General features: G+C 39.9%; 22 protein-coding genes. 12 read left to right on the top strand and 10 right to left on the bottom strand.

The window, feature by feature from the left end:
• Positions 1 to 11: 11 nt before the first annotated feature.
• The 5 genes from BW139_RS11495 to BW139_RS11515 are packed head-to-tail and all read right to left on the bottom strand — an operon-like array spanning position 12 to position 9,115.
• Positions 12 to 2,537 carry a glycogen/starch/alpha-glucan phosphorylase gene (locus tag BW139_RS11495; protein WP_076919751.1) on the bottom strand — a complete coding sequence of 842 codons (2,526 nt, stop codon included), beginning with the start codon at positions 2,535 to 2,537 and terminating at the stop codon, positions 12 to 14.
• The gene (glgX, locus tag BW139_RS11500; protein ID WP_076919752.1) at positions 2,530 to 4,593 is read right to left on the bottom strand and encodes a glycogen debranching protein GlgX; all 2,064 of its coding nucleotides are present in this window, start codon (positions 4,591 to 4,593) and stop codon (positions 2,530 to 2,532) included. The genes BW139_RS11495 and glgX overlap by 8 nt, the downstream gene beginning before the upstream one ends.
• Positions 4,586 to 6,808 (bottom strand): 1,4-alpha-glucan branching protein GlgB, encoded by a 2,223-nt coding sequence (gene glgB, locus BW139_RS11505; RefSeq protein ID WP_076919753.1) that lies wholly within the window; start codon positions 6,806 to 6,808, stop codon positions 4,586 to 4,588. Before glgB ends, glgX begins: the two co-directional genes overlap by 8 nt.
• On the bottom strand, positions 6,809 to 8,803 hold the full coding sequence (malQ, locus tag BW139_RS11510) for a 4-alpha-glucanotransferase (RefSeq protein ID WP_076919754.1): 1,995 nt from the start codon (positions 8,801 to 8,803) through the stop codon (positions 6,809 to 6,811).
• 9 nt (positions 8,804 to 8,812) lie between these two features.
• Positions 8,813 to 9,115, bottom strand: coding sequence for an isoamylase early set domain-containing protein (locus BW139_RS11515; protein WP_008112507.1), 303 nt, complete (start codon positions 9,113 to 9,115; stop codon positions 8,813 to 8,815).
• A gap of 374 nt (positions 9,116 to 9,489) precedes the next feature.
• Between BW139_RS11515 and BW139_RS11520 the strand changes: the two genes are divergently transcribed.
• Positions 9,490 to 10,413 (top strand): hypothetical protein, encoded by a 924-nt coding sequence (locus tag BW139_RS11520; protein WP_008112504.1) that lies wholly within the window; start codon positions 9,490 to 9,492, stop codon positions 10,411 to 10,413.
• 1 nt (position 10,414) lies between these two features.
• Here the strand turns inward: BW139_RS11520 and BW139_RS11525 are convergent, their stop codons facing one another.
• From BW139_RS11525 to BW139_RS11535, 3 genes are all read right to left on the bottom strand, one after another.
• Positions 10,415 to 11,440, bottom strand: coding sequence for a GGDEF domain-containing protein (locus tag BW139_RS11525; RefSeq protein ID WP_076919755.1), 1,026 nt, complete (start codon positions 11,438 to 11,440; stop codon positions 10,415 to 10,417).
• 141 nt (positions 11,441 to 11,581) lie between these two features.
• Positions 11,582 to 11,956: a hypothetical protein gene (locus BW139_RS11530; protein WP_076919756.1), complete on the bottom strand. Its 375-nt coding sequence runs from the start codon at positions 11,954 to 11,956 to the stop codon at positions 11,582 to 11,584.
• Between the two features lie 254 nt (positions 11,957 to 12,210).
• The gene (locus BW139_RS11535; protein ID WP_076919795.1) at positions 12,211 to 12,639 is read right to left on the bottom strand and encodes an Lrp/AsnC family transcriptional regulator; all 429 of its coding nucleotides are present in this window, start codon (positions 12,637 to 12,639) and stop codon (positions 12,211 to 12,213) included.
• A 190-nt stretch (positions 12,640 to 12,829) separates the two neighbouring features.
• Between BW139_RS11535 and BW139_RS11540 the strand changes: the two genes are divergently transcribed.
• The 4 genes from BW139_RS11540 to BW139_RS11555 all read left to right on the top strand — a co-directional run bounded on the left by BW139_RS11540 (position 12,830) and on the right by BW139_RS11555 (position 17,444).
• Positions 12,830 to 14,035, top strand: coding sequence for an aspartate aminotransferase family protein (locus BW139_RS11540; protein WP_076919757.1), 1,206 nt, complete (start codon positions 12,830 to 12,832; stop codon positions 14,033 to 14,035).
• A 68-nt stretch (positions 14,036 to 14,103) separates the two neighbouring features.
• A complete protein-coding gene (gene astA, locus BW139_RS11545) occupies positions 14,104 to 15,138 on the top strand; it encodes an arginine N-succinyltransferase (RefSeq protein WP_076919758.1) in 1,035 nt (344 codons plus the stop codon).
• An 8-nt stretch (positions 15,139 to 15,146) separates the two neighbouring features.
• Positions 15,147 to 16,613, top strand: a complete 1,467-nt coding sequence (astD, locus tag BW139_RS11550) for a succinylglutamate-semialdehyde dehydrogenase (RefSeq protein ID WP_076919759.1) — start codon at positions 15,147 to 15,149, stop codon at positions 16,611 to 16,613.
• Between the two features lie 27 nt (positions 16,614 to 16,640).
• Positions 16,641 to 17,444, top strand: coding sequence for a DUF1338 domain-containing protein (locus tag BW139_RS11555; protein ID WP_076919760.1), 804 nt, complete (start codon positions 16,641 to 16,643; stop codon positions 17,442 to 17,444).
• Positions 17,445 to 17,516: 72 nt separating this feature from the next.
• Here BW139_RS11555 and BW139_RS11560 read toward each other — a convergent pair whose 3' ends face one another.
• Positions 17,517 to 18,797, bottom strand: a complete 1,281-nt coding sequence (locus BW139_RS11560) for a flavohemoglobin expression-modulating QEGLA motif protein (protein ID WP_076919761.1) — start codon at positions 18,795 to 18,797, stop codon at positions 17,517 to 17,519.
• A gap of 146 nt (positions 18,798 to 18,943) precedes the next feature.
• Here BW139_RS11560 and BW139_RS11565 point away from each other — a divergent pair, with 146 nt between their 5' ends.
• The 7 genes from BW139_RS11565 (at position 18,944) to BW139_RS11595 (ending at position 25,757) form a co-directional block, all read left to right on the top strand.
• On the top strand, positions 18,944 to 19,201 hold the full coding sequence (locus BW139_RS11565; protein ID WP_033104197.1) for a DUF3081 domain-containing protein: 258 nt from the start codon (positions 18,944 to 18,946) through the stop codon (positions 19,199 to 19,201).
• A complete protein-coding gene (locus BW139_RS11570; protein WP_076919762.1) occupies positions 19,201 to 19,503 on the top strand; it encodes a hypothetical protein in 303 nt (100 codons plus the stop codon). Before BW139_RS11565 ends, BW139_RS11570 begins: the two co-directional genes overlap by 1 nt.
• A gap of 439 nt (positions 19,504 to 19,942) precedes the next feature.
• Positions 19,943 to 20,518 (top strand): transcriptional regulator BetI, encoded by a 576-nt coding sequence (gene betI / locus BW139_RS11575; RefSeq protein ID WP_083708668.1) that lies wholly within the window; start codon positions 19,943 to 19,945, stop codon positions 20,516 to 20,518.
• A 1-nt stretch (position 20,519) separates the two neighbouring features.
• Positions 20,520 to 21,983 (top strand): betaine-aldehyde dehydrogenase, encoded by a 1,464-nt coding sequence (gene betB, locus BW139_RS11580; RefSeq protein ID WP_076919798.1) that lies wholly within the window; start codon positions 20,520 to 20,522, stop codon positions 21,981 to 21,983.
• 9 nt (positions 21,984 to 21,992) lie between these two features.
• Complete coding sequence (gene betA / locus BW139_RS11585) at positions 21,993 to 23,660, top strand: choline dehydrogenase (RefSeq protein WP_076919763.1); 1,668 nt, start codon at positions 21,993 to 21,995, stop codon at positions 23,658 to 23,660.
• A gap of 166 nt (positions 23,661 to 23,826) precedes the next feature.
• Positions 23,827 to 25,044 (top strand): BCCT family transporter, encoded by a 1,218-nt coding sequence (locus tag BW139_RS11590; protein WP_076919764.1) that lies wholly within the window; start codon positions 23,827 to 23,829, stop codon positions 25,042 to 25,044.
• 8 nt (positions 25,045 to 25,052) lie between these two features.
• Positions 25,053 to 25,757: a TorF family putative porin gene (locus BW139_RS11595; RefSeq protein ID WP_076919765.1), complete on the top strand. Its 705-nt coding sequence runs from the start codon at positions 25,053 to 25,055 to the stop codon at positions 25,755 to 25,757.
• A 163-nt stretch (positions 25,758 to 25,920) separates the two neighbouring features.
• Here the strand turns inward: BW139_RS11595 and BW139_RS11600 are convergent, their stop codons facing one another.
• Positions 25,921 to 26,379, bottom strand: coding sequence for an Sbal_3080 family lipoprotein (locus tag BW139_RS11600; protein WP_076919766.1), 459 nt, complete (start codon positions 26,377 to 26,379; stop codon positions 25,921 to 25,923).
• Positions 26,380 to 26,396: the final 17 nt, after the last annotated feature.

Genomic DNA, 26,396 nt, shown 5'->3' on the forward strand with positions numbered 1-26,396 from the left:
TCCGTTTAGTGTCAGCTGTTAGTGTCAGTGTTCGTTTTAACTGTTTGGTGTGTGGTATCTAGTGGGGTTAAATGCCATATGTCATCACAATATTGACCAATCGTTCTGTCACTAGAAAATAAGCCACTGGCCGCGGTATTTAAAATACTCATTTGAGTCCAGTAGGTTTGATCAGCATAGGCTTTATCCACTTCACGCTGCGCAGCAATGTAACTGGTAAAGTCATGTGCGGTTAACCACGCATCGTCTTTACTCTTAATACTGCTAATCACATCGTCAAATAAGCCTGGTTCAAATAGATTAAAATGGCCACTTTCAAGTAGGTGCATCACGCTGTTTAGATCTGGGTTATTGGCAATGATTTCGCAGGGGTTATAATGCGCTTTAATTTCGTCAACATGCTCGGCTTGGGCGCCAAATAAAAAGAAGTTTTCAGCCCCCACTGCATCGCGTATTTCAATATTTGCGCCATCTAGGGTGCCTATTGTGAGCGCACCATTCATCATAAACTTCATGTTGCCGGTACCCGATGCTTCTTTGCCTGCTGTTGAAACTTGCTCTGACAAATCTGTTGCTGGGCAAATAGTTTCCATGGCGGTTACATTATAATTTGGTAAAAAAGCGACCCTTAAATACTGTGACACTTCAGGGTCTTTGTTGATCACCTCTGCAACATTATTAATTAGTTTAATAATTTTCTTCGCCATCATATAACCTGGTGCGGCTTTACCACCAAGTAATACACAACGGGGAACCATGCCTTGTGTATCGCCACGACGAATACGGTCGTATAAGTGAATAACATGGAGCACATTGAGTAACTGGCGCTTATATTCGTGAATGCGTTTTACTTGCACATCAAATAGCATGTTGATATCAAACTCTACGCCGCATCTTTGTTTTACTAAATCAACTAAACGTTGTTTGTTTTCTCGTTTTGCTTGCTGCCACGTTACATGAAACTGCGGATCATCATAGAAACGGCGTAATTGAGCTATTTGTGCAAAATCGCCTACCCAGTCTTTTCCTATCTTCTCGCTAATGATATGACTAAGACTCGGATTACAATAAGCCAGCCAACGCCTCGGTGTCACCCCATTGGTTTTGTTATTAAACTTTTCAGGCCATAATGCGTAAAAGTCTTTAAACAAACCCGCGGTTAATAACTTAGTGTGGAGCGCGGCCACGCCATTGACTGAATAACTGCCCACAATGGCTAAAAAAGCCATGCGTATTTGCGGCTCCCCGCCCTCTTCAATTAATGATAAATCTCGTTGTTTTTGCACATCACCCGGCCAATGTCTTGCAACCTCTGCTAAAAAGCGGGCATTGATCTCATAAATAATCTCTAAAATACGTGGTAATAATTTAGCAAATAACGACACTGACCACTTCTCTAACGCCTCCGGCAATAAGGTGTGGTTTGTATAAGCCATGGTTTTGGTTGTGATGCTCCATGCTTGATCCCAATCGAGCTCGTGGTCGTCAACTAAAATTCGCATCAGCTCTGCCACAGCAATACTTGGGTGGGTGTCGTTAAGCTGAAAAACATGATGCTGAGCAAACTCAGTAAAATTATCCCCATATTGGTCAATCCACTGACTAAGCACATCTTGTATGCTTGCCGATGATAAAAAGTATTGCTGGCGTAAACGCAGCTCTTTACCATTTTCACTGCTGTCGTTAGGGTACAACACCATGGTTATTTGCTCTGCGAGATTTTTTTGTGCCACCGCTTCTGAATAACTACCGGCATTAAACTCGGCTAAATTAAATTCATCGGTTGCTTCAGACTTCCAAAGCCTAAGCGTATTAACAATATTATTTTTATAGCCAGGAATGGGCACATCGTAAGGAACCGCTAGCACATCTTGAGAACTTACCCACTGGCGGTGTTCACGACCAAATTTATCGGTATAACTCTGTACATAACCCGAGAACTTAACTCGTTTAGCTTGCTCTGGTGCGCTCAATTCCCAAGGGTGACCTTCGCGTAGCCAGTTATCTGGCTGCTCAATTTGGTTGCCTTCTTTGATTGATTGATTAAACATGCCGTATTCATAACGAATTCCATACCCGACTACTGGCAGCGCTAAACTCGCGCAACTATCTAAAAAACAAGCAGCTAAACGCCCTAAGCCACCATTACCTAAGCCGGCATCATGCTCTGCTTGCTCCACATTTTCCAGCTCAGTACAGTAAGCTTGCAGTGCCGTGGTTACCTGCGACTCTAAGTCAAGGTTGAGTACCGCATTGCCCAGCGCTCTGCCCATTAAAAACTCTAGCGATAAGTACGCTGTTTTACGGCGTTTTTGTTGTTTAATTTGCTGATTAGTTTCTCTACAGCGTGCGACTAGCCTATCTCTTATTGTCAGCGCCAATGCATGATACAAATACAACTGCGACTCACCCACCACATCACGCCCTAAGGTGTAATAAAAGTGACGAGTTAAATCATCACTTAAGGTACTTTCGTCAATCACCGGGCCTTCTTGCCAGCCTTTTACCACACACACTTGCTCGTCTTGCTTAGTCATAATCATCGCCTTCTAAATTGGCACTAAAAACCCAACTACTTTGTGCTGAAATATTCACGGTTGCATCATCTTCAACAACAGATGAGGCGTTATTTACGCTTGATAACACTAACGTCCATGGCGCGATAATGGGCGATTGTGGTAATTGGCAGGCCACAGGCTGTTTACTGGCGTTTAAAATAATTAATAACGCATGCTTATTTTGCTTATCAAGCAGGCTGTACATTAAAAATTGTCGCGTATCTTCATGCCAATGTGTTTCATCCATTTTTTTACCTTGTTCGGTAAACCACTTAACGGTAAAACGTTCATCAATATCATCTAAAAACACACTGTGTTTAAACGCACTATGCGCGCGCCTAATTTTTAATGCATCATCTATAAACTGAATCAAACAATGATTCAGTTGTGAGTCTTTCCATGCAAGCCAACTAGTACGATTATTTTGACAATAGGCGTTATTATTACCGCCTTGAGAGTGCGCCATTTCACTGCCTGAGGCTATCATTGGCACCCCTTTAGAAAGCAGTAAGGTAAGTAAAAAGTTTTTTTGTTGTTGCAGGCGCAAGCTCATTATTTCAGGGTCGCTACTAAATCCCTCAACTCCGCAGTTGAATGAGTAGTTAGCGCTGTGGCCATCTTGATTATTTTCACCATTCGCTTGGTTATACTTTTGCTCATAACTGACTAAATCGGCAAGGGTAAAACCATCATGACTGGTAATAAAATTAATACTATTAAGCGGGCCGCGGTTACTGTGTTCAAAAATATCAAACGAGCCATGTAAACGCTTAGCCACATCACTAATAATGCCTTTTTCACTTTGCCAAAAGCGTTTAATCACATCACGGTATTGATCATTCCACTCACGCCAAGGAGCAGGAAAAGCACCTAACTGATACCCACCAGGGCCTATATCCCAAGGCTCACTAATCAGCTTCACTTTATTCAACACAGGGTCTTGTGCAACGGTTTGTAAAAACGTATGAGACGCACTAAAGCCCGTGCTTGAACGCCCTAAAATGGTGGCCAAATCAAATCGAAAGCCATCAACGCCCATAACTTCCACCCAATAACGCAAGCTATCTAGAACCAGTTGCAAGGTTTTTGGATGGTCAATATTTAAAGTGTTACCACAGCCAGTATCGTTTATGTATACATTGGGTTGCCCATTGATAGTGCGATAATAAGTGAGATTATCGAAGCCACGTAAAGACAATATCGGTCCATCACTGCCGCCCTCAGCAGTATGGTTGTATACAACATCTAAAATAACTTCAATATTGGCGCGATGTAATTCGCTGACCATCTGTTTAAATTCGTTTATATCGTCATTAACCAAATAGTCTTTGTGGGGAGTAAAAAAATTGATGCTATTGTAGCCCCAGTAATTTTGCAGGCCTTTAGTAATTAAAAACTGTTCACTTATAAACGCATGTACAGGCAAAAGTTCAATAGCGGTCACCCCTAAACTTTTTAAATGCTCAATAAAGCGTGGATGGCTTAAGCCTAAAAACGTACCTTGCTGTGTTTTTGGAATATCCGGGTGGCGACACGTAGCACCTTTTACATGGCACTCATAAATAACCGTATTGGCCCAGCTGTGCTGCGGCTTATTATTAGTATAGGCAACCGGTGTCGTTACTTTAGATTTAGGCATATCTATCGCATTATTGACCATGCTTTTAGTGCCTATTGGCATTTGCCCGTAATGGCGCTCGCTCCAAGTAAATTCGTTAAATAAGTCTTTTGCATATGGGTCAATCAGCAACTTATGTTCATTGAATAACATGCCCTTTTCATGGTTATATTCCCCATCAACCCTAAAGCCATATAGTGCGCCAGTGCTAAGTGGCGCAACATGAATACTCCACACCCCGCCTTCGTTAATATTCATCGCTATTTTTAATATTTCTGTATGGCCACTTTTATCGAATAAACAAACAAAAGCTTGGCTTGCATTTGGAGCGTATAAGGCAAAGTTGACACCGTTGTTTTGTACAGTCGAACCCAGTGGCAAAGGTGCACCATGGGTAACCTCAAAGCAATTACTCATCATTCACCTTTTGCAAATAAATCGTGGTTAAGCCACCCATGTGTAATGTAATACTGTGATCAAAGCCATGACTTGGTTGTTCAATTGAATGAATAAGTTGATTTGGTTCATCAGTGACATTGCATCCTGAGCCAAAAAAACATGACTCATCAGTATTAAATATCACCTTATAGCTGCCTTTAGCAGGCACGCCTAAAGTAAAGTGTTGATAAGCTGTAGGGGTAAAATTAGCGACAATAACCATAAAATCGTCAGCACTTTTGGCATAACGAATAAAGCTAAATATACTTTGCTGACTGTTATTATTATCTATCCATGAAAAACCAGTAGAGCAACTATCAAGCTCATAAAGTGCTGGATGGGCTTGATACACATGATTAAGGCGTTTAACCGTATCTTGAACACCTTGATGGCTGTGGTGTTCAAGCAAGTGCCAGTCTATTGAATGGTCATGATCCCACTCTTTTCGCTGTGCTATTTCGGCGCCCATAAACAGTAGTTTTTTTCCTGGATGCGCCCACATAAACGCATAATAAGCCCGTAAATTAGCAAATTGTTGCCAGTCGTCACCAGGCATTTTGTTCAGTAGTGAGCCTTTGCCGTGAACGACTTCATCATGACTGAGCGGTAAAATGTAATTTTCACTAAAGGCATACACCATAGAAAATGTCATTTTATGGTGGTGGTATTTCCTAAATAGTGGGTCTTGCTGCATGTAATGCAGGCTGTCGTTCATCCAGCCCATATTCCATTTATAACCAAAGCCCAAACCATTGTGCTCAACACTTTGCGTCACCCCTGGCCACGCCGTTGACTCTTCTGCCACCATCATAATACCGGGGTTATTTTTATAACTGCGCATGTTCACTTGTTTAAGGCACTCTATCGCCCCTAAATTTTCTCTGCCGCCATAGCAATTAGCCACCCATTGCCCTTCTTTTCGGCTGTAATCAAGATACAACATAGACGCCACTGCATCTACTCGCAGTCCATCTATGCCAAATTGACTAAGCCAATACATCGCATTCGATATTAAAAAGCTTTTAACTTCAGGGCGATCATAATTATAAATATAGGTATTCCAATCAGGGTGAAACCCTTGACGCATATCAGCATGTTCATATAAATGGGTGCCATCAAAACAATGTAACCCATGAGGGTCGCTTGGAAAGTGCCCCGGCACCCAATCCAGTAAAATACCGATATTGGCTTTATGGCATTGCTCAACTAAGTATTTAAAGCTGTTGTAATCACCAAAACGACTTGTTGGTGCAAACAAGCCTACCGGCTGATACCCCCATGAGCCATCAAACGGGTATTCACTAATAGGCATAAGTTGTAAGTGAGTAAACCCCATATCAGTCACGTAACTTACAAGCTTATCTGCCAGCTCAGTGTAGTTTAAGTAACGATTATGTTCAGCGCGTTGCCATGAGCCTAAGTGCACTTCATAAATACTAATAGCGGCATCAATATGATTGCGCTGTTGTCTATTTATAATCGCTTGTTCACTGAGCTTAATAGGGGCAGGCTTGTACTGTAATATACTTGCCGTGCCGGGCGCTTGCTGCATTTTGAACGCAAATGGATCGGCTTTATCTAAAACTTCACCACTAAGTGTGGTGATGGCAAATTTGTAGCACATATCGGCGCATAACCCCGGGATAAATAATTCCCATACCCCACTGGCAGGATGAAACCGCATGAAGTGACGATTGGCCTGCCAAAAGTTAAATTCGCCAATCACTGAGACACTGGCGGCATTTGGTGCCCACACACAAAAACGAACACCGTCTACGCCCTGTTGAGTAATAAATTGCGCACCTAAGTGCGCATATGCATGCTCAAGACTCCCTTCGTTAAACAGGTACATCGCCTGCTCATCAAGCGTACTACTAAAACTGTATTCATCGTAAAAGGTAATATTATTGTTTTCATAACTAACATGGCACTGGTAAACATTGCTAGGCATGCTTGATAGCTCAGCTATAAATAAATCACTTTGTTTATAGCGTAATGTGCTAACGGCTTGACCATCAATTAACAGTTCAACCTGCAATGCTGCTGGCAAATACACTCGTATTTCTATGCCAATTTGTGTGCTGTGCGCCCCTAAAAAACTAAACGGGTCTTTAAATCGCCCTGCGGCGAGCGCAGTGACTTGTGCGTCATAATCAGCCAAAGGCGCTGATTTCATATTTTTAATACTGCCCATTTACTCATTCCTTATTGAATGTATTGCACTCAAAAGTGACGCATTATCAGTAAAAATATCCTTGCAAGTATGTGATAACACTCGTCTCCAATTAGGGTACTCTTTATCTGTGCCCGGAATATTAACTGGGTAGCGTTGCTTGTCTAAGTCATCAATTTGTAGAGCAAATAATCGCGACGGCGACTTTGCTAAACACAAAGCCAGCGCACTATAAACAGCAAAAGCATCGGTGCTTAATGACATATCAGAATGTGTGTCTTGTGTATTAATAAAACCGAGAAGTCGCTGCTGCTCTTGTTGACGTTGCTGCACTAGTTGCTGATATTCAACAGCATCAATCAGTTGGTACTGTTGTTTGAGGTTCAAATCGCTATGCTGCCACCAGCCAACAAATGGTGGTACATCATGATTGGCAATCATCAGCAGGCATTGTTCGCTAAGATCGTCGCGATGAACAAATTCATCATTTTGTTGTTTTTCAAAATAAAATAAGCTGTTTGAAAAAATACCGCTGCTCACCAGCGCTTCTTTTACCTCCGGCGGCACAACTCCTAAATCTTCACCTATCACGACGGCCTGATTAAGGTGAGATTCAATTTTCAAAATAGCTAACAAATGCTCGAATGGGTAGTAAACATAGCAACCATCTTGGTTATTATTATTGTTAAAACACCACCATAAACGCCTAATTGCCATAACATGATCTATGCGTAATCCACCCACAGACTCCATATTGGTGCGTATCAGTGAGCGGTAAAACTGATAGTTATTGTCAGCAAGTCGCTGAGGATTTATTGCTGGCAACCCCCAATTTTGACCACTCTCAGCCCAAGGGTCCGGAGGAGCTCCCACAGTCGCATCTTGGCTAAACAACGCCTGTTGGTGTTTAAATTCACTGCCCTCTTTGGCACAACCCACCGCTAAGTCGTTAATCAAACCAATCGCCATGCCTTGGTCAATACAATGCTGTTGGCATCGCTCGAGTTGGCTGAGAGCCTGCCATTGTAGGTAATATTCGAATGACGGCTGTGTTGCTTCCAACATAGCAAGTACATCACTGTGCTGTTTACAAAAGGCAGTAAACTCGTCTTGCCGAGCTTGACTACCCTGTTGTTGAAACTGCACAAAAAGTAATTTAAAGGCATTATATTTATGCTCAGTAACCGATTTATAATCAATAAATGTTACATCTTGCTCGCTTTGCGACGTTAAGCAGCAAGAGGATAAATAATCGTTTAATGCGGGGTTGTTAATACTATCGGGCGATAAGTTGATTGCTATATATAATGGGTTAAGTAAGGCGCGGTTACTTGGATTATAGGGACTAGCGCACTCTGGATTATCTGCAAATAATAAGTGCAGTGGATTAAGTAAAATATAATCCATTTTTTGTTTTGCACACAGCGTGGTTAATTCTAGTAAATCATTAAAGTCGCCAATCCCCATTCCAGCTTGGTTTTTTAATGTATATAACTGAATTGATAAGCCAAAGCGTTTTTTATCCGCAATTTGATACGCCTTTTCTGGTATAGACCAAATTTGTGTACTTGCTGATTGTTCACCCATGGTTAGCAACGCATCATAATAACCCGTAGGTAAATGGGTAAGTGGTAGTGCTATTTCAATATAGCGACAGCCATTTAAAAAATATTCACCTAATGGTGCATAGTGAGCAATTTGATCAAATTGCAGCTTTATATTTAATGCCGCTATATTAAGCGTAATTCTTTGGTGCGCGTCGGTTTCTTTAATACGTACTTTTAGCACATTGCTCAGCTGATTTACTAAGCTAATAGCCGGTGTAAGCGTTAACCAAGTAGCCGCATCTAATTGATAATTTAACTGTTCTATGAGCCCAGTATCATTGGTGTCAACGCCACAGCACTGCAGCGCTAACTTGCGAGTTTGTTCACTAAAAACAACGTGTTCGCCCGTATATTTAGTGTACTCATAGCCTATTCCATGCAAATAAAATAATTGCGATAGTGCGTCCATTCACCAACCTTAATTAATGCGCTGTGTATTTACTATACTATTTTCTGTACCAAAATTATTGGCGCTATAGCCATCAGCATGATGATCATTATCCCACTGCTTACCATTAATTAAATAACGAAAATGAAACTCTTTATCAACAGGCAAACGTTGTTTACATTTAAACACACCCAGCTTCTTATTGAGTTTCATCGGCATGGGCTGCCAATCATTAAACTCCCCAAGTAAACAGACGTTATCAGCATCAGGGTGAGAAAATTCAAACGTGACTTCTGCTTCATTTTTTGTTTTAAAAAAGCGTTTATTCAACATAACAGGCTCCAACTAAACCGTAAGGGTTATTCATCTTTGCCACAGGCCAAACAGCTTAAATAGGCGATGTGGAATCCATTCATTCACATAAAAACAAGCTTAAAGTTAAGCAAAACTTTATTTACGCATTATTACAGTGCGGTATTTATTTTACCGCACCAGATTGGTGCAGTTTTTAACCATTTAAACAGGTTTTTAGGTAAGCTACTCTACTGAGCAATTATTAAACCAACTACACCCAATTACATTACTTTAACTACAATATACACGTTATTTTTTTATTACTGCACTGAGGTTATAAAAACCTTTAGCTTAACAACATCATCAGCGATAATAATTATCTAACTAGCCAATGCGATGAATATTTAAAGACTATGATTAAAAAAAGCATTCTTATTACCTCTGTTATTGTTTTTATTACCATCATCGCTGTTGTTGGCAGTTCAATTTATACACTATATAGTAAAAAACTAGTTTCTGTAGACCCAAAGCTAAAAGAAATTTCAGGCATTGAGTTTGATAAATATAAACGTCTGTGGGCTATTAACGACAGCGGTGATGAGCCAAAGCTTTATCGTCTAAATAAAGACGGCTCTATTGCTAAAGAAATTTTAGTCAGCAACGCAAAAAACATTGATTGGGAGGACATGACGCAAAATAAATTTGGTCATTTTTTCTTAGGCGACTTTGGCAATAATAAAAATGAACGTAAGTGGCTAACCATTTATAAAATAGAAAACCCTATTGATATCAAAACAAATACCACCGAAGCTGAAATTATCAAGTTCACTTATCCAGAATTAGACGGCAGCCCAATACAGCCTGAACAACGTAATTACGACTTAGAAGCTTTTGTGGCTTATGGTCGGCATTTATATTTATTTACTAAAAATCGCACAGAGCCATTCGATGGTATTACTAACGTTTATAAAGTAGGCGATCACGCAGCAAATTTTGACGCCCAGCTGATAGACTCGTTTAAAACCTGCACCACTATGGAAAAGCTATGCTGGATCACCTCTGCAGCGCTCAGCCCAGATAGAAAAAAACTAGCACTACTAGATTCAACCAGCATTTGGCTGTTTGAAAACTTTAAAGGGGATAAATTTTTCTCTGGCGATGTTTATAAAATCGATCTTGGTATTGTGACTCAAAAAGAAGCGATCACCTTTTATGATGATAATACAATCGCCTTCACTGATGAGGAATTTAAAGGCATTGGTGGTAATGTTTATTTTTTAAAGCTCGACCAAGTGTCTAAAGTAAAAGTGCAGCGAAATCATACTCAACCGCAGTAACTTAAAATAGATCTATCTCTGAAGAATTAACTTGTACATTTATTAAGTTCTCGGCAAGCAAATCTTCATAGATACAATATTTATCTCGGCCATTATTTTTCGCATAATAAAGTGCTTTATCAGCGCTCTCTAGCACGGTGATGGGAAAATCATAAGGACTGATACGTGCTAAACCAGCACTGATGGTCATATTTTCAACAAAAGGAAACGATGTATTTCTGACAAGCTGAAGAAATTCAGCCATTTTATTACTAATAGACTCTGCATCTGTGGGCTCAAAAACAATCACAAACTCTTCACCACCAAAGCGAAAAATTAAATCTGTTGCACGAAAAAAATGACGCATTTTTTGCGCTAATATCAGCAGTACTTCATCGCCACAGATATGACCATACTTGTCGTTTATATTTTTAAAGTGATCGATATCTAAAATAGCCAGCCAAGATGTTGATGCCTGTTTTGGCCGTCTTTTTTCTTCCTCTCGGACTGACCCATGTACTTTTAATACTTGCTTTTCAATCAGCTGTTTTATTTTTTTCTCAAATGTTTGTCTATTTAACAGCCCTGTTAATTTATCTCTTTCATTTTCATGAAGAATCACTAAATAGTTTTCAAAAATACGACAAAAAGCGTTCAACATTACCTGAGCTGAACTATCTAAACTATTTGAAACCACAAAAATTGCGGCAACTGTTTTTTCTTGGCGGGTAATGGGTAGCCAACGGCGCTCTATGCCATCCGTTGATTGCACCGTAATAATACAAGCAGAACGTAAGCAGGATATAAGTTCATCCTCGGGGTGAGTAACAAGCTGTCGTTGAGTCCACTCGAATTGTTTTTCACCAGTGACTTTCAAAGAAAGGCTTTGCTCAATGCTAAGTTGGCCCTGAACTTCTATATCTTTATAAACTGAGATTTCTTTACAGCCAATAAACTCTTGGATGGTCGATATTAAACTGTATTCAAGTGAGTCTACGTCCCTGTTTTTTGTTATTTTAATAACTGAGTTTAGTAAATTTTCTTGCATCCGACTCCCTAAAGCAAACTGGGCGTTAACAACTAATAAAACCTAGCATAGACCACAAAATGGAATATGCTAAATTTTATCAATGCTGACCAGCTCAGGAATCTCTTTTTAACTAACTTCAAATCTCAAATACAAAACAATCTAACTGTTAGTCATGCAATTTATAAACTTTTCAGATACCAGCGTGATGGCCACTTTATCAGTGTACATAGCCTCACTGTTTTTTCTTGTAAAGTCAGCACATTGCGCTTGTGATTGTTTAAATTTTTGCTTGCATGAGTTCACTGACTCACCAATGACTTCTTGATAAATGCTTTCATCGCATAAGCTATCGGCAAACTGACTTGCGCCAGTAATAATCTCATCAATGCTGATGGAGGAGGATTCTAATTTAAAGAATATATCGCTATAAGTTTCAACCGTTATGCTATCGGTTGGGCTAAATAAAGTGGCTTTTGCACTTAAATACGAACCACCTATTAATAGGGCTACAGCAGCGATTGTTGTGTATTTCATAACATTTCCTTGTAATGTCTTTGAGCAGTAGTTCTTAAAAACGTCCTATTTTAAGCGTACTTTTTATCTACGAATGCTCTAAGAGTGATAACACTGTGTGTCAGATTTTTTAGTGAAGAAGGTTGCAATATACGGGTAGAAAAGCCGATGGGTTAGCTTATAACAATCCTTGTTCCTAATATCGAACAGATTACAATTAAGTGAGCTTAAATGCAAATAATTAATACTCACTGAATGTAGAAAAATAAATCGAATTAACGCTTAAATTTGGTTTCTAAAATAACCGATGAACGAGTGCGCTCTACCCCATCTAAATTACCTATATCGTCCAGTAAATGGCTCAACTGCTCAAGGTTTTGAGCCTCAACAATGGCAATTAAATCAAACTCACCACTAATTGCATACAACTGCGATATAGCATCTATTTGCTTTAACTCCACGTTGGTTTTAGTGGTTAGCTTTTGTTTGACCTTTATTGAGACATGTGAAGAAACTAAGCTATTTAAAAAATCATCTCCAAAGTCAACGTTATACCCTTTAATCACACCACTTTGCTCTAACTTAAGCATACGGCTTTGCACTGTTGAGCGGGATAAATTTAAATGCCTTGCCAAGTCAGAAATACTCGCACGAGCGTTCGTTTTTAGTACAGACAATAGCTTTTCGTCTTGGGGAGTTATCATAATGCTAATAAATTTCGTTAATTTGGCTATTATTCTAATCATTTTTTTACAAAATAGCACTGCAAATTTAATTCATAACCTTTGATAATGACTTTTTTAACAAGTAAAACGCATTGTATTGCTGAATAAGCCTGCGCTTATCGTTTTTTTTCAGCAACGTATTTTTTAAGTGATTAATTTAGGTGTAAAAATGCAAGTAACCAGAGATTTATTTAACGACGTAATGGTCCCTAACTACAACCCATCAGCAGTTATTCCCGTTCGTGGTGAAGGCTCACGCGTGTGGGATCAAAATAATAACGAATTTATCGATTTTGCCGGTGGTATTGCGGTTAATTGTTTAGGTCATTGCCACCCTGCATTAGTAGGCGCACTTAAAGAGCAAGGTGAGAAAATTTGGCACTTAGCAAATGTAATGACCAATGAGCCAGCACTTCGCTTAGCTAAAAAAATGGTTGATGCGACCTTTGCTGAAAAAGTTTACTTTGCAAACTCAGGGGCTGAAGCAAACGAAGCAGCTTTAAAATTAGCGCGTCGCTTTGCACTGGACAAATTTGGCGCTGAAAAATCTAAAATTATTGCTTTTAATAAAGGCTTTCATGGCCGTACTTTTTTCACTGTAACAGTGGGTGGCCAAGCCGCTTACTCTGATGGTTTTGGTCCAAAACCTGCTGATATTGTTCATTGTGATTACAATGATATTGCCGCTTTTGAAGCCTTAATTGGTGATGATACTTGTGCGGTAATGATGGAGCCATTACAAGGTGAAGGTGGTATTGTGCCACCAACCAATGAATTTGCACAAAAAGTACGTGAGCTGTGTACTAAACACAACGCACTGCTTATTTTTGATGAAGTGCAAACTGGCGTTGGCCGTACAGGTCATTTATACGCATATGAAGGCCTAGATGTTATTCCTGACATTTTAACAACGGCTAAAGCATTAGGTGGCGGGTTCCCAATTGGCGCTATGATCACCACGACTGAAATTGCAGCACACCTAAAAATAGGGACTCATGGTTCTACCTACGGTGGTAATCCATTAGCATGTGCTGTTGCAGAAGCGGCATTTGATACAGTAAATACTCCTGTGGTTTTAAATGGTGTAAAAGAGCGTGAACAAATGTTCCGTGATGGTCTAAATGCCATTAACGAAAAATACCATGTATTTAGTGAAGTCCGCGGTAAAGGCTTACTGATTGGTGCGGTATTAAATGAGAAATTTGAAGGCCGTGCTCGCGACTTCTTAGTTGCAAGTGCTAACAACGGTTTAATGAATTTAGTAGCCGGAATGAACGTTATCCGCTTTACGCCTTCATTAGTGATCCCATTTGAGGACATTAAAGAAGGCTTAGCTCGCTTTGAAAAAGCAGTGAGCGAAGTTGTAAACGGTTAATCACTAAGTAAAAATATAAAGCCCTGAGATAAATATTTATCTCAGGGCTTTATTGGAGTAAGTAGTTAATGCAAGTATTACGTCCTATTACTGTCAATGATTTTGCAGCACTTAAAGAAATTGCCATTGAGTCAGGTCATGGTTTCACCTCTTTACCTGTCGATGATGGGCAACTACAAGAAAAAATTGACCGTGCACAAAGCAGCTTTACTAAAAACGTAGATAAGCCTCTCGACGAAAGCTATTTATTTGTTTTAGAAGACAGTGAATCTGGCAAAGTAATTGGTACTACCGCCATAGAAGCAGCCGTCGGGTTATCTGTGCCTTTGTACCATTACCATTTAGGGAAAACCGTCCATCACTCACCCACTTTAAATGTTTACAATACCGTCGATATTTTAAGTATGTGTAATGACTACACTGGCTGCTCAGAAATATGTACTTTATTTTTGCGTGAAGACAGCAGAAAAGGCTTAACAGGACGATTTTTATCACGATCACGTTTTTTATTTATGGCACAGCACAGTGAACGCTTTGCCGACACTGTAATTGCGGAAATGCGCGGAGTGAGCGATGAAGCTGGACACTCGCCATTTTGGCAATGGTTACAAGAACACTTTTTTAGTATTGAATTCCCACAAGCCGACCACTTAGTAGGCTTAGGCGATAAAGTATTTATTAGTGAACTCATGCCTAAATACCCTATTTATGTAAACTTGCTAAGTAAAAAGGCACAAGCGGTGATTGGCCATGTCCATGATAAAACCAAGCCTGCACTTAAGTTGCTTGAAAAAGAAGGGTTTGAACACCGTGGCTACGTTGATTTATTTGACGCAGGCCCCACAGTAGAGGCAAAGCTCGGTAATATTCGCAGTATTCGTGATTCACAGGTGTGCCCAATTACCATTGGTGAGCTTGAGCATATTAATGAGCAAAGCTCAGATACCCTCGCAATTTGTAATCAAGGGGTCAACGACTTTAGAGCCACGTTCACTAAACACGCTCATTATAATCACGCAAAACACACCTTAGTTATCAGCCAAGAAGTAGCTGATGCACTTCATTTAAATCAAGGAGATGCAGCGCGATTTTTCCGCCTGTAACACTATTTATGAACACACAACTAATTAATAATCAGTGGCATGTAGGCCAAGGCCCAGCGTTTAATTCTGTTAACCCAAGTAATGGCGAAATTGTTTGGCAAGGTAATGGTGCCAGCCCAGAACAAGTTAGCAGTGCAATTGAAGCGGCAAGAGCCGCACAAGTTCAATGGGCCGATATGCCAATTGAACAACGTATTACCATTTTAGAAAGCTTCGTAGCCCAATTAAAAGAACACAGCGAAGAGCTTGCCACTGTTATTGCTAGTGAAACAGGTAAACCACTATGGGAAACACGCACCGAAGTGGGCGCGATGACAGGCAAGGTTTCTATTGCTATTCGTGCTTACAATGAACGTACTGGCACAACCGAAAACCCAATGCCTGGCGCAAAAGCCTTTATTCGCCATAAACCTCATGGTGTAGTGGCTATTTTTGGCCCGTATAATTTTCCAGGTCACTTACCCAATGGTCATATAGTCCCTGCTATATTAGCGGGTAATACCGTGGTGTTTAAACCATCAGAACTAACTCCTCACGTAGCCCAGTTTACTTTAGAGCTGTGGCTAAAAGCAGGCTTACCTGCTGGGGTTATAAACCTTGTTCAAGGTGAACTGGAAACAGGTAAAGCGCTTGCCTCACATCAAGATATCGATGGCTTATTCTTTACTGGTAGCTCAAACACAGGCCATTTATTACATAAACAATTTGCTGGTCATCCCGGTAAAATCTTAGCGCTTGAAATGGGCGGTAACAATCCGCTAGTGGTTAAAGATGTTGCTGATGTGAGCGCCGCCGTGCACGATATTATTCAATCGGGCTTTATTACTTCGGGTCAGCGTTGTACCTGTGCACGCCGATTATTTATTGAAAAATCAGCCAATGGCGATGCGATTTTAGAAAAGCTGATCAGCGCAACCAAAAATATCCTTGTAGATGATAGCTTTGCGGACGATCAACCATTTATGGGTGCCATGATCAGTGAAAAAGCCGCGTTAGGCATGGTTGCAGCGCAAGCTGACCTAGTTAAACAAGGTGCTGAGGTACTCGTTGAGCTTAAACAATTAAAACCAGGCACTGGCTTTGTCAGCCCAGGGATTATTGATGTCACTAATATCGATGAAATCGCCGATGAAGAGCACTTTGGTCCGCTAATTAAAGTATACCGCTACACTGACTTTGATAGCGCCATAGCAGAAGCGAACAACACCAGCTTTGGTTTATCTGCAGGTTTACTTGCAGACAGCGAAGATGATTACAGCCACTTTTTAAAGCGTATTCGTGCCGGTATTGTTAACTGGAACCGCCCTATTACAGGCGCATCAAGCGCAGCGCCATTTGGTGGCATAGGTGCCAGTGGTAACCACAGAGCCAGTGCATACTATGCTGCAGATTACTGCGCATACCCAGTGGCCTCAGTAGAGTCAGAGAAAGTTAATTTACCGCAAACCCTCGCGCCGGGCTTAATTATTGAATAACAATTTTAGAAAATTTAAGGATTTACCATGCATACTGATGTAAACACATTATTTGATAACTTATGGCAAAACTACCTAACAGTAACGCCATCAGCTGATAAAATTCATGACTTATTAGGCTCAACGCAAAAAGACGACATTATTAACGACCATATTGCACTGCGTACTTTTAATATTGAAAAAGTAGGCCTTGAAAAACTAGCTGCGCACTTTTTAGCGATTGGTTATAAAGAATGTGGTGAATATCACTTTGAAGCAAAAAAACTCTACGCCAAGCATTATGAGCATAGCGATCCGACACAGCCTAAAGTGTTTATTTCTGAATTATTAGTTGAAAAATGTTCGCCTGAGCTACAAGCAATCGTTACGGATATGGTGGCACAAATTGACGAAAGCGCTGTGACTGCCGATAATTTTTTATATTCAGGCACACATTGGCAAGTAAGCACTGATACTTACAAAAAGTTATTAGCTGAGAGCGAATATGCGGCGTGGATGTCTGCGTGGGGTTACCGTGCTAATCACTTTACTGTGAACATTAACACCTTAGCTAAGTTTGATAACATCCATGATGTAAACCAAGCTCTTAAAGATGCAGGCTTTGCACTGAATACCTCAGGAGGCGAAGTAAAAGGCTCGCCAGAGGTGCTATTAGAGCAATCATCAACATTAGCTGATGAATGCGCCGTAACCTTTAGTGATGGCGATATGCGCATCCCTAGCTGTTTTTACGAGTTTGCTATTCGTTACCCAAAACCAGATGGTGAAATTTACACTGGATTTGTTGCAGCCTCTGCAGATAAAATTTTCGAGAGCACCAACGCACGTTAACTGTGTTGTGCTAAATTAAAAAAAGCCCGTTTTTGGGCTTTTTTTGTCTCTGAGAAAAAGCTCACTTATAAATTATAAAAACAACGGCTTGTAGTCGTTTTCTAATTGTTCAAATGACAAATTACCAATAAAACGACCAAAGCTCAGCCACGTAGCAAGACCTCTTAAATCTTTAAAATGGGGCGGCACAAATTGCGGGTTTTCAATCACACCTAAATCATGTAGTTGCGATATTAACCTAAAGTCATCAATTGATATTTTACCCACCAGCAATAGCGGTAATTGGTCAATTCTGCCAAGCTGTATCGCCACCCGAATTAAGTTATAAACCAATACAAAGCCTTTTATATAAGCAATGTCTTTGGTAAACGGTAAGCCGGTTGCCGTGCTACCTCTAAATACCCGCTGTGCAAGGGTATAGCTGTCGTCTTTTGATAAACCTTGAGCAACGTAATCTCGGTAAATATCGATAAACTCAGCACCATCAATCACTTTGGTGACGGCTTGAATACGGTTTACTAATTTGGATAAGCGACGTGGTGTTGATTTAAGAGTAATAATTTCCGTCAGTACTGCAAGCCCCTCTTGGGTAACCGTAGAGCTTGGTGTGCCTTTACTCAAACAGGTTAAATAAGGTTGCGCTAAGCCATTTTGAGTGGTGCCTACATGGATCCAGCCCTCATGCACCTCTAAAATATCTAATTCGCGCTGAGAAAACTTAACATCTTGATTGAGCTTAATATTATTAGCACCTGCTGCCGCATCGCTGACAATACCATCACTTAGCATCACTTCTACGTTTATTCCCGGCATGCTGGCATTGACCTGTTCAGATAAAATCCGCACCGCGTCGCTGGCATCAATATTTTTGGGATCTTCAGGCAAAATATCCGCTGCAAGTAGATTTTTTAAAGGCTGTTCGAGCATATCAGCCAGTTCTGATAGCGAGGGCTCACCAGCATGAAACAAATCTTTAGGATGACCAAATAGCTCCACTGATAAGTCGTGAAACTCTGGCGTACCGCGGTATTCAAGCATGCTCAGAACCGTTTTATATTCGGTACACATTTTACCCATATATTGTGCAATTGGGTTTAATTGCCCCAACTGATTAATAATATTACGATGCAATGTTGAAAATGCTTGGCGCAACTCGCTAGGAACAAACCCTAAATCGCGCTGTTGATAATAAGCACGATCAATAAGTGGATTTTTTTGACATTTTTGTCTAAAAAATTCCTCTTTAATTTGTTTATCCCAATTAATTGCATCGAGTATTCTAATTGGTGTTTGCAATGCAATGAGTTGGTCGGATAATTCACGAGTTTTCAAAAGTAACGCTTTGTCTATCATGGTAAAAGCTCAACAAAAAGTGAACTTTGAGCATAATTTATAAATGAAAAATAACAAAGCAATATCATACTTTTTAGACTATTGTTTTTATGATGATCGACCCTCACTTCTATAGCGTATGAGAGATTAAATAAAAGGGACAAACAATGAAAAATGAAATCGATAATAAACAAATTCTAGCGGTATACGAACGTATCCAACAACGCGGGGAAACCACAGAAGAAGGTAAGTTTTATCAAGGGATCACTGCATATTCTGACATAGATGGCTATACCGTCTATTTACAAGGCAGTGGTGTTTTACTTCGCTTTGGGTTTCATAATACTTATCACCTTGATTATGAACATGACAAACACAAAGACGATTTTTTGAAAAAACTTTATAACATAGCCAACGAAGAGTAATGCGATCAACACACCGACGAAACAGACCAACCAGTGCGCGCAATTTGCAGTTTATTAACCAAGTTATTGCGCAATTAAAAGCAGAGCCTGAAAAGCTGCAATTGATAAAAAATAACCTTGCTTATTACCGCGCACAAACACACTTAAAGCGCGGCTTTTTGCTGGCAATAGAACGCTTTGATTGGGTGTTTGAAGCCACTGATAACATCGACGAAATCTGTGACCAGATTATGGCCGATGATTATATTGGCAATCGCTTAAGACGTTATCCCTTATTATTTAAAGGTGTTGTTGAAAGCTAAACAGCGCCTTATTTTTCTCCTACTTCGCGTTAACATTTGTTTAATTTACCTCCCATATTTCTCTTTGAAACCGGATTTTGATCGCAACAACATATCTATTCCCTTTACCTTTATATAAATGCCCTGCTGGTAAAAAATACAATTAGTACTCTAATAGTTATCGCACTAACAAATAAATCACTAAAAGTTTCACTCACCTCGTAAAGAATTGATTACACTATAAAGAACAACACCAATAAAACATACAAATCATTGTTATTTAAAGACTTTAAACAAGGTCTTGAGTTGTTAACTTTGCATCATTTCATACTCATTTTGTTAATTATTTATCCATACTTTACTCTCTTGCCATTTACACAAGCCTTGAATTGTTAGAGCTATTACCTTAAGCTTATCTTTATTGAACGATCAATTAATAAAAATTATGCCTAAAGTTGGAATGGAACCTGTAAGGCGTCAGCAGCTAATTGACGCGACCATAGAGTCAGTTGCTCAGAAAGGATTACAGGCAACCACTATTAATAGTATTAGCAAAAATGCAGGAATGTCATCGGGTATCATTAGTCATTACTTTGGTGGGAAACAGGGGCTAATTGAAGCAACTGTGCGTTACTTACTCTCGAACTTGAAAAACGACTTAATTAGTAAGGTTGATGAAAATACCACAGCAACTCAAAGGTTAATGTTTATTGTTGAATCAAACTTTGCGCTAGTACAACAACGAAAAGACACCACTCGAACGTGGTTAAGTTTTTGGGCGCAATCAATGCACGATAAGGAACTTCATCGTTTACAAAATGTAAACAGTAAACGCTTGCAAAGTAATTTAACCGTTTCATTTAAGCAATTAATGCCTTTAGCGCAAGCAACCCTCGCGGCTGAATTAACCGCAGCAATGATTGATGGCTTATGGCTTCGTGCCGTATTAAGCCAATCAGACGAAAATCAGTTTAAACACAGTGAATCACTAGCTAAAAACTACGTGCATTCACTTATCAAGCAATATGGAGCCTAACGTGACTACACCTATCTATCAAAACTTTATCAACGGCCAATTCCTTGCAAATAAAAGCGGCGAAACATTTGATGTAGTAAATCCTGCAACCGGCCAGGTAATTTATGCCGTTGAAGTCGCTGACCAGCATGTTCAAAACGCAGCGATAGAAAGTGCAAAACAAGGCTTTAAAGTTTGGTCAGCGATGACCCCTATTGAGCGCAGCCGTATTTTACTAAACGCCGTTGCTATTTTACGCGAGCGCAATGATGAGCTTGCACTGGTTGAAGTGCTCGATACTGGTAAACCAATGCAAGAAGCTAACTGCGTAGATGTTGAAACAGGCGCAGATGTAATTGAATATTTTGCAGGTCTTGCCCCTGCACAAGTTGGTCAACAACAAATGGTTGGCGATGACTTTTACTACACACGCAAAGAGCCTTTAGGTATTTGTGCCGGTATTGGTGCATGGAACTACCCATTACAAATTGCATGTTGGAAATCAGGCCCAGCCCTCGCAGCGGGTAATGCATTTATTTTTAAGCCGTCTGAAGAAACGCCGCTTGGTGCAATTAAATTAGCCGAGGTGTTTATTGAAGCAGGCGTTCCTGCTGGCGTATTTAATGTAGTTCAAGGCGCCGGTGAAGTAGGCCAATGGCTTACTGCACATCAAGATATTGAAAAAGTATCATTTACTGGTGAAGTAGGTACCGGTAAAAAAGTAGTCGCCAGTGCTGCAGGCACATTAAAAGATGTGACTATGGAGCTAGGTGGTAAATCGCCATTATTAGTATTTGACGATGCCAATATAGAACAAGCAGTAAGTGCTGCCATGCTAGGTAACTTTTATACCCAAGGTGAAATTTGCACGAACTGTACTCGTATATACGTGCACAAAAATGTGTACCAACAATTTATCGATGAACTTAAAGCTCGGACCGAAAAAAATATTATTGCCGGTGACCCGCAAGATCTAAACACTAACTTTGGCGCGCTTATTTCTAAAAAGCATCAAGATTTAGTAATGAGCTACATCAATAAAGGCCTTGAAGAAGGCGCAACACTATTAACGGGTGGCTCAACGCTTTCACCAGCATCAGCCCCAAATGGCTATTTTGTAGCGCCAACAGTATTTGTTGATTGCAACGATGAAATGACTATTGTTAAAGAAGAGATTTTTGGCCCAGTAATGAGCGTTTTAGTCTTTGATGATGAAGATGATGTAATTGCCCGCGCTAACGGCACTCACTTAGGTTTAGCTGCAGGCGTTTTCACCAGCGATATTAAACGCGCTCATCGCGTAATTCATCAGCTTCAAGCCGGTATTTGTTGGATCAATGCTTACGGTAACTCACCAGCAGAAATGCCAGTGGGTGGTTATAAACAATCGGGTATTGGTCGTGAAAATGGTATGGAAACACTTGATCATTACACGCAAACTAAGTCTGTTTATGTTGGCATGGCCGACATAGAAAGCCCGTTTTAAGGAATCATTATGAACCACTCTTTTGATTATATTATTGTAGGCGCGGGCTCAGCTGGATGTGTGTTAGCAAATCGCTTGTCTGAAGATTCAAGTAACAAGGTATTGTTACTTGAAACCGGCGGCAGCGATAAAAGCATCTTTATAAAAATGCCTACTGCATTGTCTATTCCAATGAATACCGATAAGTTTGCGTGGCAATTTCATACGCAACCAGAGCCACACTTAGATAACCGTGAAATGCACTGCCCTCGCGGTAAAGTCCTTGGCGGCTCATCTTCGATTAATGGCATGGTGTATGTACGTGGCCATGCTAAAGATTTTGACGAATGGCAACAACACGGCGCTAACGGCTGGGATTACCAAGCGTGTTTACCGTATTTTAAAAAGGCAGAAAGCTTTTACCTAGGTGAAAATGCTCATCGTGGTGGTAAAGGACTGCTAGGTGTTAATAACGGCAATAACATGCAAAACCCGTTATACACTGCTTTTGTTGAAGCAGGTGCTGAGGCAGGTTATGCCACGACCAATGATTACAATAGTGCTCAACAAGAAGGCTTTGGCCCTATGCACATGACTGTTAAAAACGGTGTGCGTAGCTCTGCTTCTCGCGAGTACTTAGACCCAATTAAGCATCGTAGCAACTTAACAATCGTTACCGGTGCACTTGCTCAGCGCGTTATTTTAGACGGTAAAAAAGCAACCGGTGTTGAATACAAACTCAATGGCGCAGTTAAAACTGAAAAAGCAAATAAAGAAGTTATCTTAAGCGCAGGTTCTATTGGTTCACCACACCTACTTCAGCTTTCAGGTATTGGTGATACTCAAGCACTTGAGAAAGCAGGCGTTGAAGTAAAACATCACTTACCAGGTGTAGGCCAAAACTTGCAAGATCATTTAGAGTTTTACTTTCAATATAAGTGTAAACAACCGATTACTTTAAACGGTAAATTAGGCTTGTTCTCTAAAGGTTTAATTGGCGCAAAATGGCTACTAACTCGCAAAGGCTTAGGCTCAACTAATCATTTTGAATCATGTGCCTTTATTCGCTCAAAGCCAGGTGTTGAATGGCCTGACATACAGTATCACTTTTTACCGGCCGCTATGCGTTACGATGGCCGTAGTGCTTTTGCAGGGCATGGTTTTCAGGTGCACGTAGGTCATAACAAGCCTAAGAGCCGAGGCAGTGTCACCATTGCATCAGCTGATCCAACACAGCCACCTAAAATTGTATTTAATTACCTAGAGCATCAAGATGATATTGAAGGTTTTAGAGCGTGCGTACGATTGACGCGTGAAATCATTGAACAACCTGCATTTAACCAATTTCGTGGTGAAGAAATTCAACCAGGGCAACAAGTTCAAACTGATGAGCAAATTGATGCCTTTGTGCGCCAAGCAGTAGAAAGTGCTTACCACCCTTCCTGCTCTTGTAAAATGGGTGAAGACGACATGGCCGTGGTTAACTCAAACACCCAAGTGCATGGCATACAAAGCTTACGTGTGGTTGATTCGTCAATTTTTCCAACCATACCTAACGGTAATTTAAATGCACCAACCATTATGGTGGCCGAAAAAGCCGCTGATATTATTTTAGGTAATAACCCCTTAGCTCACACAGGAGTTGATGTTGTGAATGCCACTAATTGGCAAACTACACAACGAAATAAAACCCTTTAATTTAGCCTGCCATAAAGGCCACTCTTTTAAGCAAAATGCTTTAAGGAGTGCCTTTATGCGCCTTGCAGTGGCTCACAAGCATAAATAGGTTATGCCTGTGTTAATGCAAGCACAATAAAAAACGGAGTATATATGTGTTACTTTTATTCATTCTGGGAGGGCGATAATGACTATTTGGCTTAATGCTGGCATTATTTTCACCTTACTTGCGATTGTTGCTATTTTAATTAAATGGGGCAATGTACGCGTAGTAGGCGTCACACCAGTGAGAACATTCACCTTTATAGCAATCCTGTTTACCTCGGGCCTAGACGTTGGCCTCATTATGTTTCCTTTAACCGAATTTGCCGGTTATGCAGACATAAAAGCAAGCCCAGAATATGCATTTGCCAACCCTCTCTCTATTGAGTTTGGTTATTGGGGATTTTTAATTTGGGGATTTTATTTTCTTACGTGCTTTTATTTCTGTGTAATAGAACCCAAAGTAAAATTTTTTGAAATTCCATGGGTTAAATTTTTAAACAACGTAGTTATCATTGGTACCTGTGCGTTTACCGCTTACTTATTACTGAGTAACTTGCCGTGGTATTTACCTGAACTCGGTGATGGCTCAAATGTTATTCCAGAGTTTTACTTAATCGTACTTGCCGCTATTTGCTTTGCGGTGTATTCAAGTACCGATATTAAATATGTTCGCTTTTTAAGTATTTCGACTACCTGGTTGTTTATCGCCCTAATTGGCTTTATGTGGGCTGATGCGTTTTTATTTGGCGACAGTGAACTATCTGCATTTACTAAAAACATCGGATTAATTGGTAATTACTTTGCCAATATCAATGAGTTTGTATTACCACTGAATGATTACCATGAGTTTTACCTATTTTGGTGGTTTGCATGGAGCATTATGATTGGTCAATTTACATCGCGCTTTGTTGGCGGTTTAAAAACCTATCAAGTCCTTGCCGCTATGCTTATTTTCCCATCAATTCCAATCGCTATCTGGTTTAGTGTGTTATATCACTACCATGAAGCCGGCATTCCAACCGAAGGAATTAAAAACTTTGCTATGGTGTTTGTAGGCGTAGTGTTTGTTATTAACTCCCTTGATTCATTGATCCGTTTATACACAGATAATTTAAACTTAACCGTAAAGCGCTTTGGTAAATTTAAGTATATTGCCATGAACGTTGTCGCTTTATCGCTACTAACACTGCTATTTAAGCTTGAGTTTTTGCAAATTCAATGGGTTGGTGCTTTAGTTATAGGGTTATTCTTTATTTGCCTTGGTTTTATTGCCTACAGCAAACTTAAAACGGTCAGCAATATCGAAGGATCGCCTAAAGCGAATAAAATTGATTACACAAAAATAGAAACTATCAGCTAGGAAAACACATGAAAAATAAATTAAAACACCTTTTTATCGCTTTACCGTTTACCGTTTTATCAACAACGGCAGCGGCTAACTGGTCAACAACGATTACGGCTGCATCTGATTACACCTTTAATGGTGTATCACAAACAGATAACGATCCGGCTCTGCAAGCAAGCCTTGACTACGCGTATGATAACGGTGTTTATGCCGGTGTATGGGCATCAAATGTAGATTTTGGTGATGACACCGATTTTGAACTAGATGCTTATGTAGGCCGATACGTTCAGTTAAATGAACAAGTTAGCCTTGATTACGGTATTGCTTATTACACCTACCAAGGTAATAACAGCGATGGTAACTACGCAGAAGCGTATACTAAATTTGGTTACGCGAGTGAATATGGCCAAACAGAGCTTAACTTTTGGTACAGCTGGGATTACTTTGGCTACGATACAGGCCATGTGATTTCTATGATTGCGCATACTTATGAGCTTGCGCCAAATCATGCAATTCGTGCCAGCTTTGATATTTCAAATTCACTCGATGGCAATAAATTTGAGTGGGATGCACCTAAAGGCGACAAATCGTATTATCACTACCGCTTAGCATACCAAACGAGCTATGAAGGGTTTGGCATTGAAGTGGCAGCTGAAAATACCAGCCTAGACTACGATTACGCAGATGAGCGAATTGTACTCGCTATTTCACGTACTTTTGACTTGTAATTATCGCGAGAATAAAGAACGTTAGTCTTAATTGACTAACGTTCTTTAATATCCATAAGCTAATAATATTCAATATTTTTCTTATGAATACATTAATTAAATTGTATGGTTACTACCGATTAATTATTTTTATAAAGTGTCGTAAATAAATTACCCACGTAAATTAAAACATACCATCTATAAGCTCTATAATTTTCTCTTCTGCATTTATGAACTTATCTAGGCCTCCACCTGTGCGATAAGATGCTTGGGCTATTTTCTCATTTGTTTCTATGTCTTTAATCCATATATTTGCATATGCCATATATAAAGCTAGATCCCAACGCCAGTTGGCTACATAGTAGGCCACAGCATTACAATCTTTAGTATCTCCATTTAGTAAATCCGTCTGATAATCTTGATGTTTCAATACATAATTTGCTGATATTACTCGTGTATTTACATCATTTTTAGAAAATCCTTTTTTCATAGCGTCTATAACGCCTTCTCTTACTTCTTTGTGTTCTGCTATACAAACCGTTTTAGGTTTATTTATTTCAAATCGTGTTATGTCTTGCTTTGCAGCACAGCCTGCTAATGTAGTAACTATTGCTGCTGTAATTGTTATTTTTAATATTTTCATATTCATCCCTTTTGTTT

Origin of the sequence: Pseudoalteromonas sp. SK18 (genome assembly GCF_001974855.1) — a bacterium.
Lineage (GTDB): Bacteria > Pseudomonadota > Gammaproteobacteria > Enterobacterales > Alteromonadaceae > Pseudoalteromonas.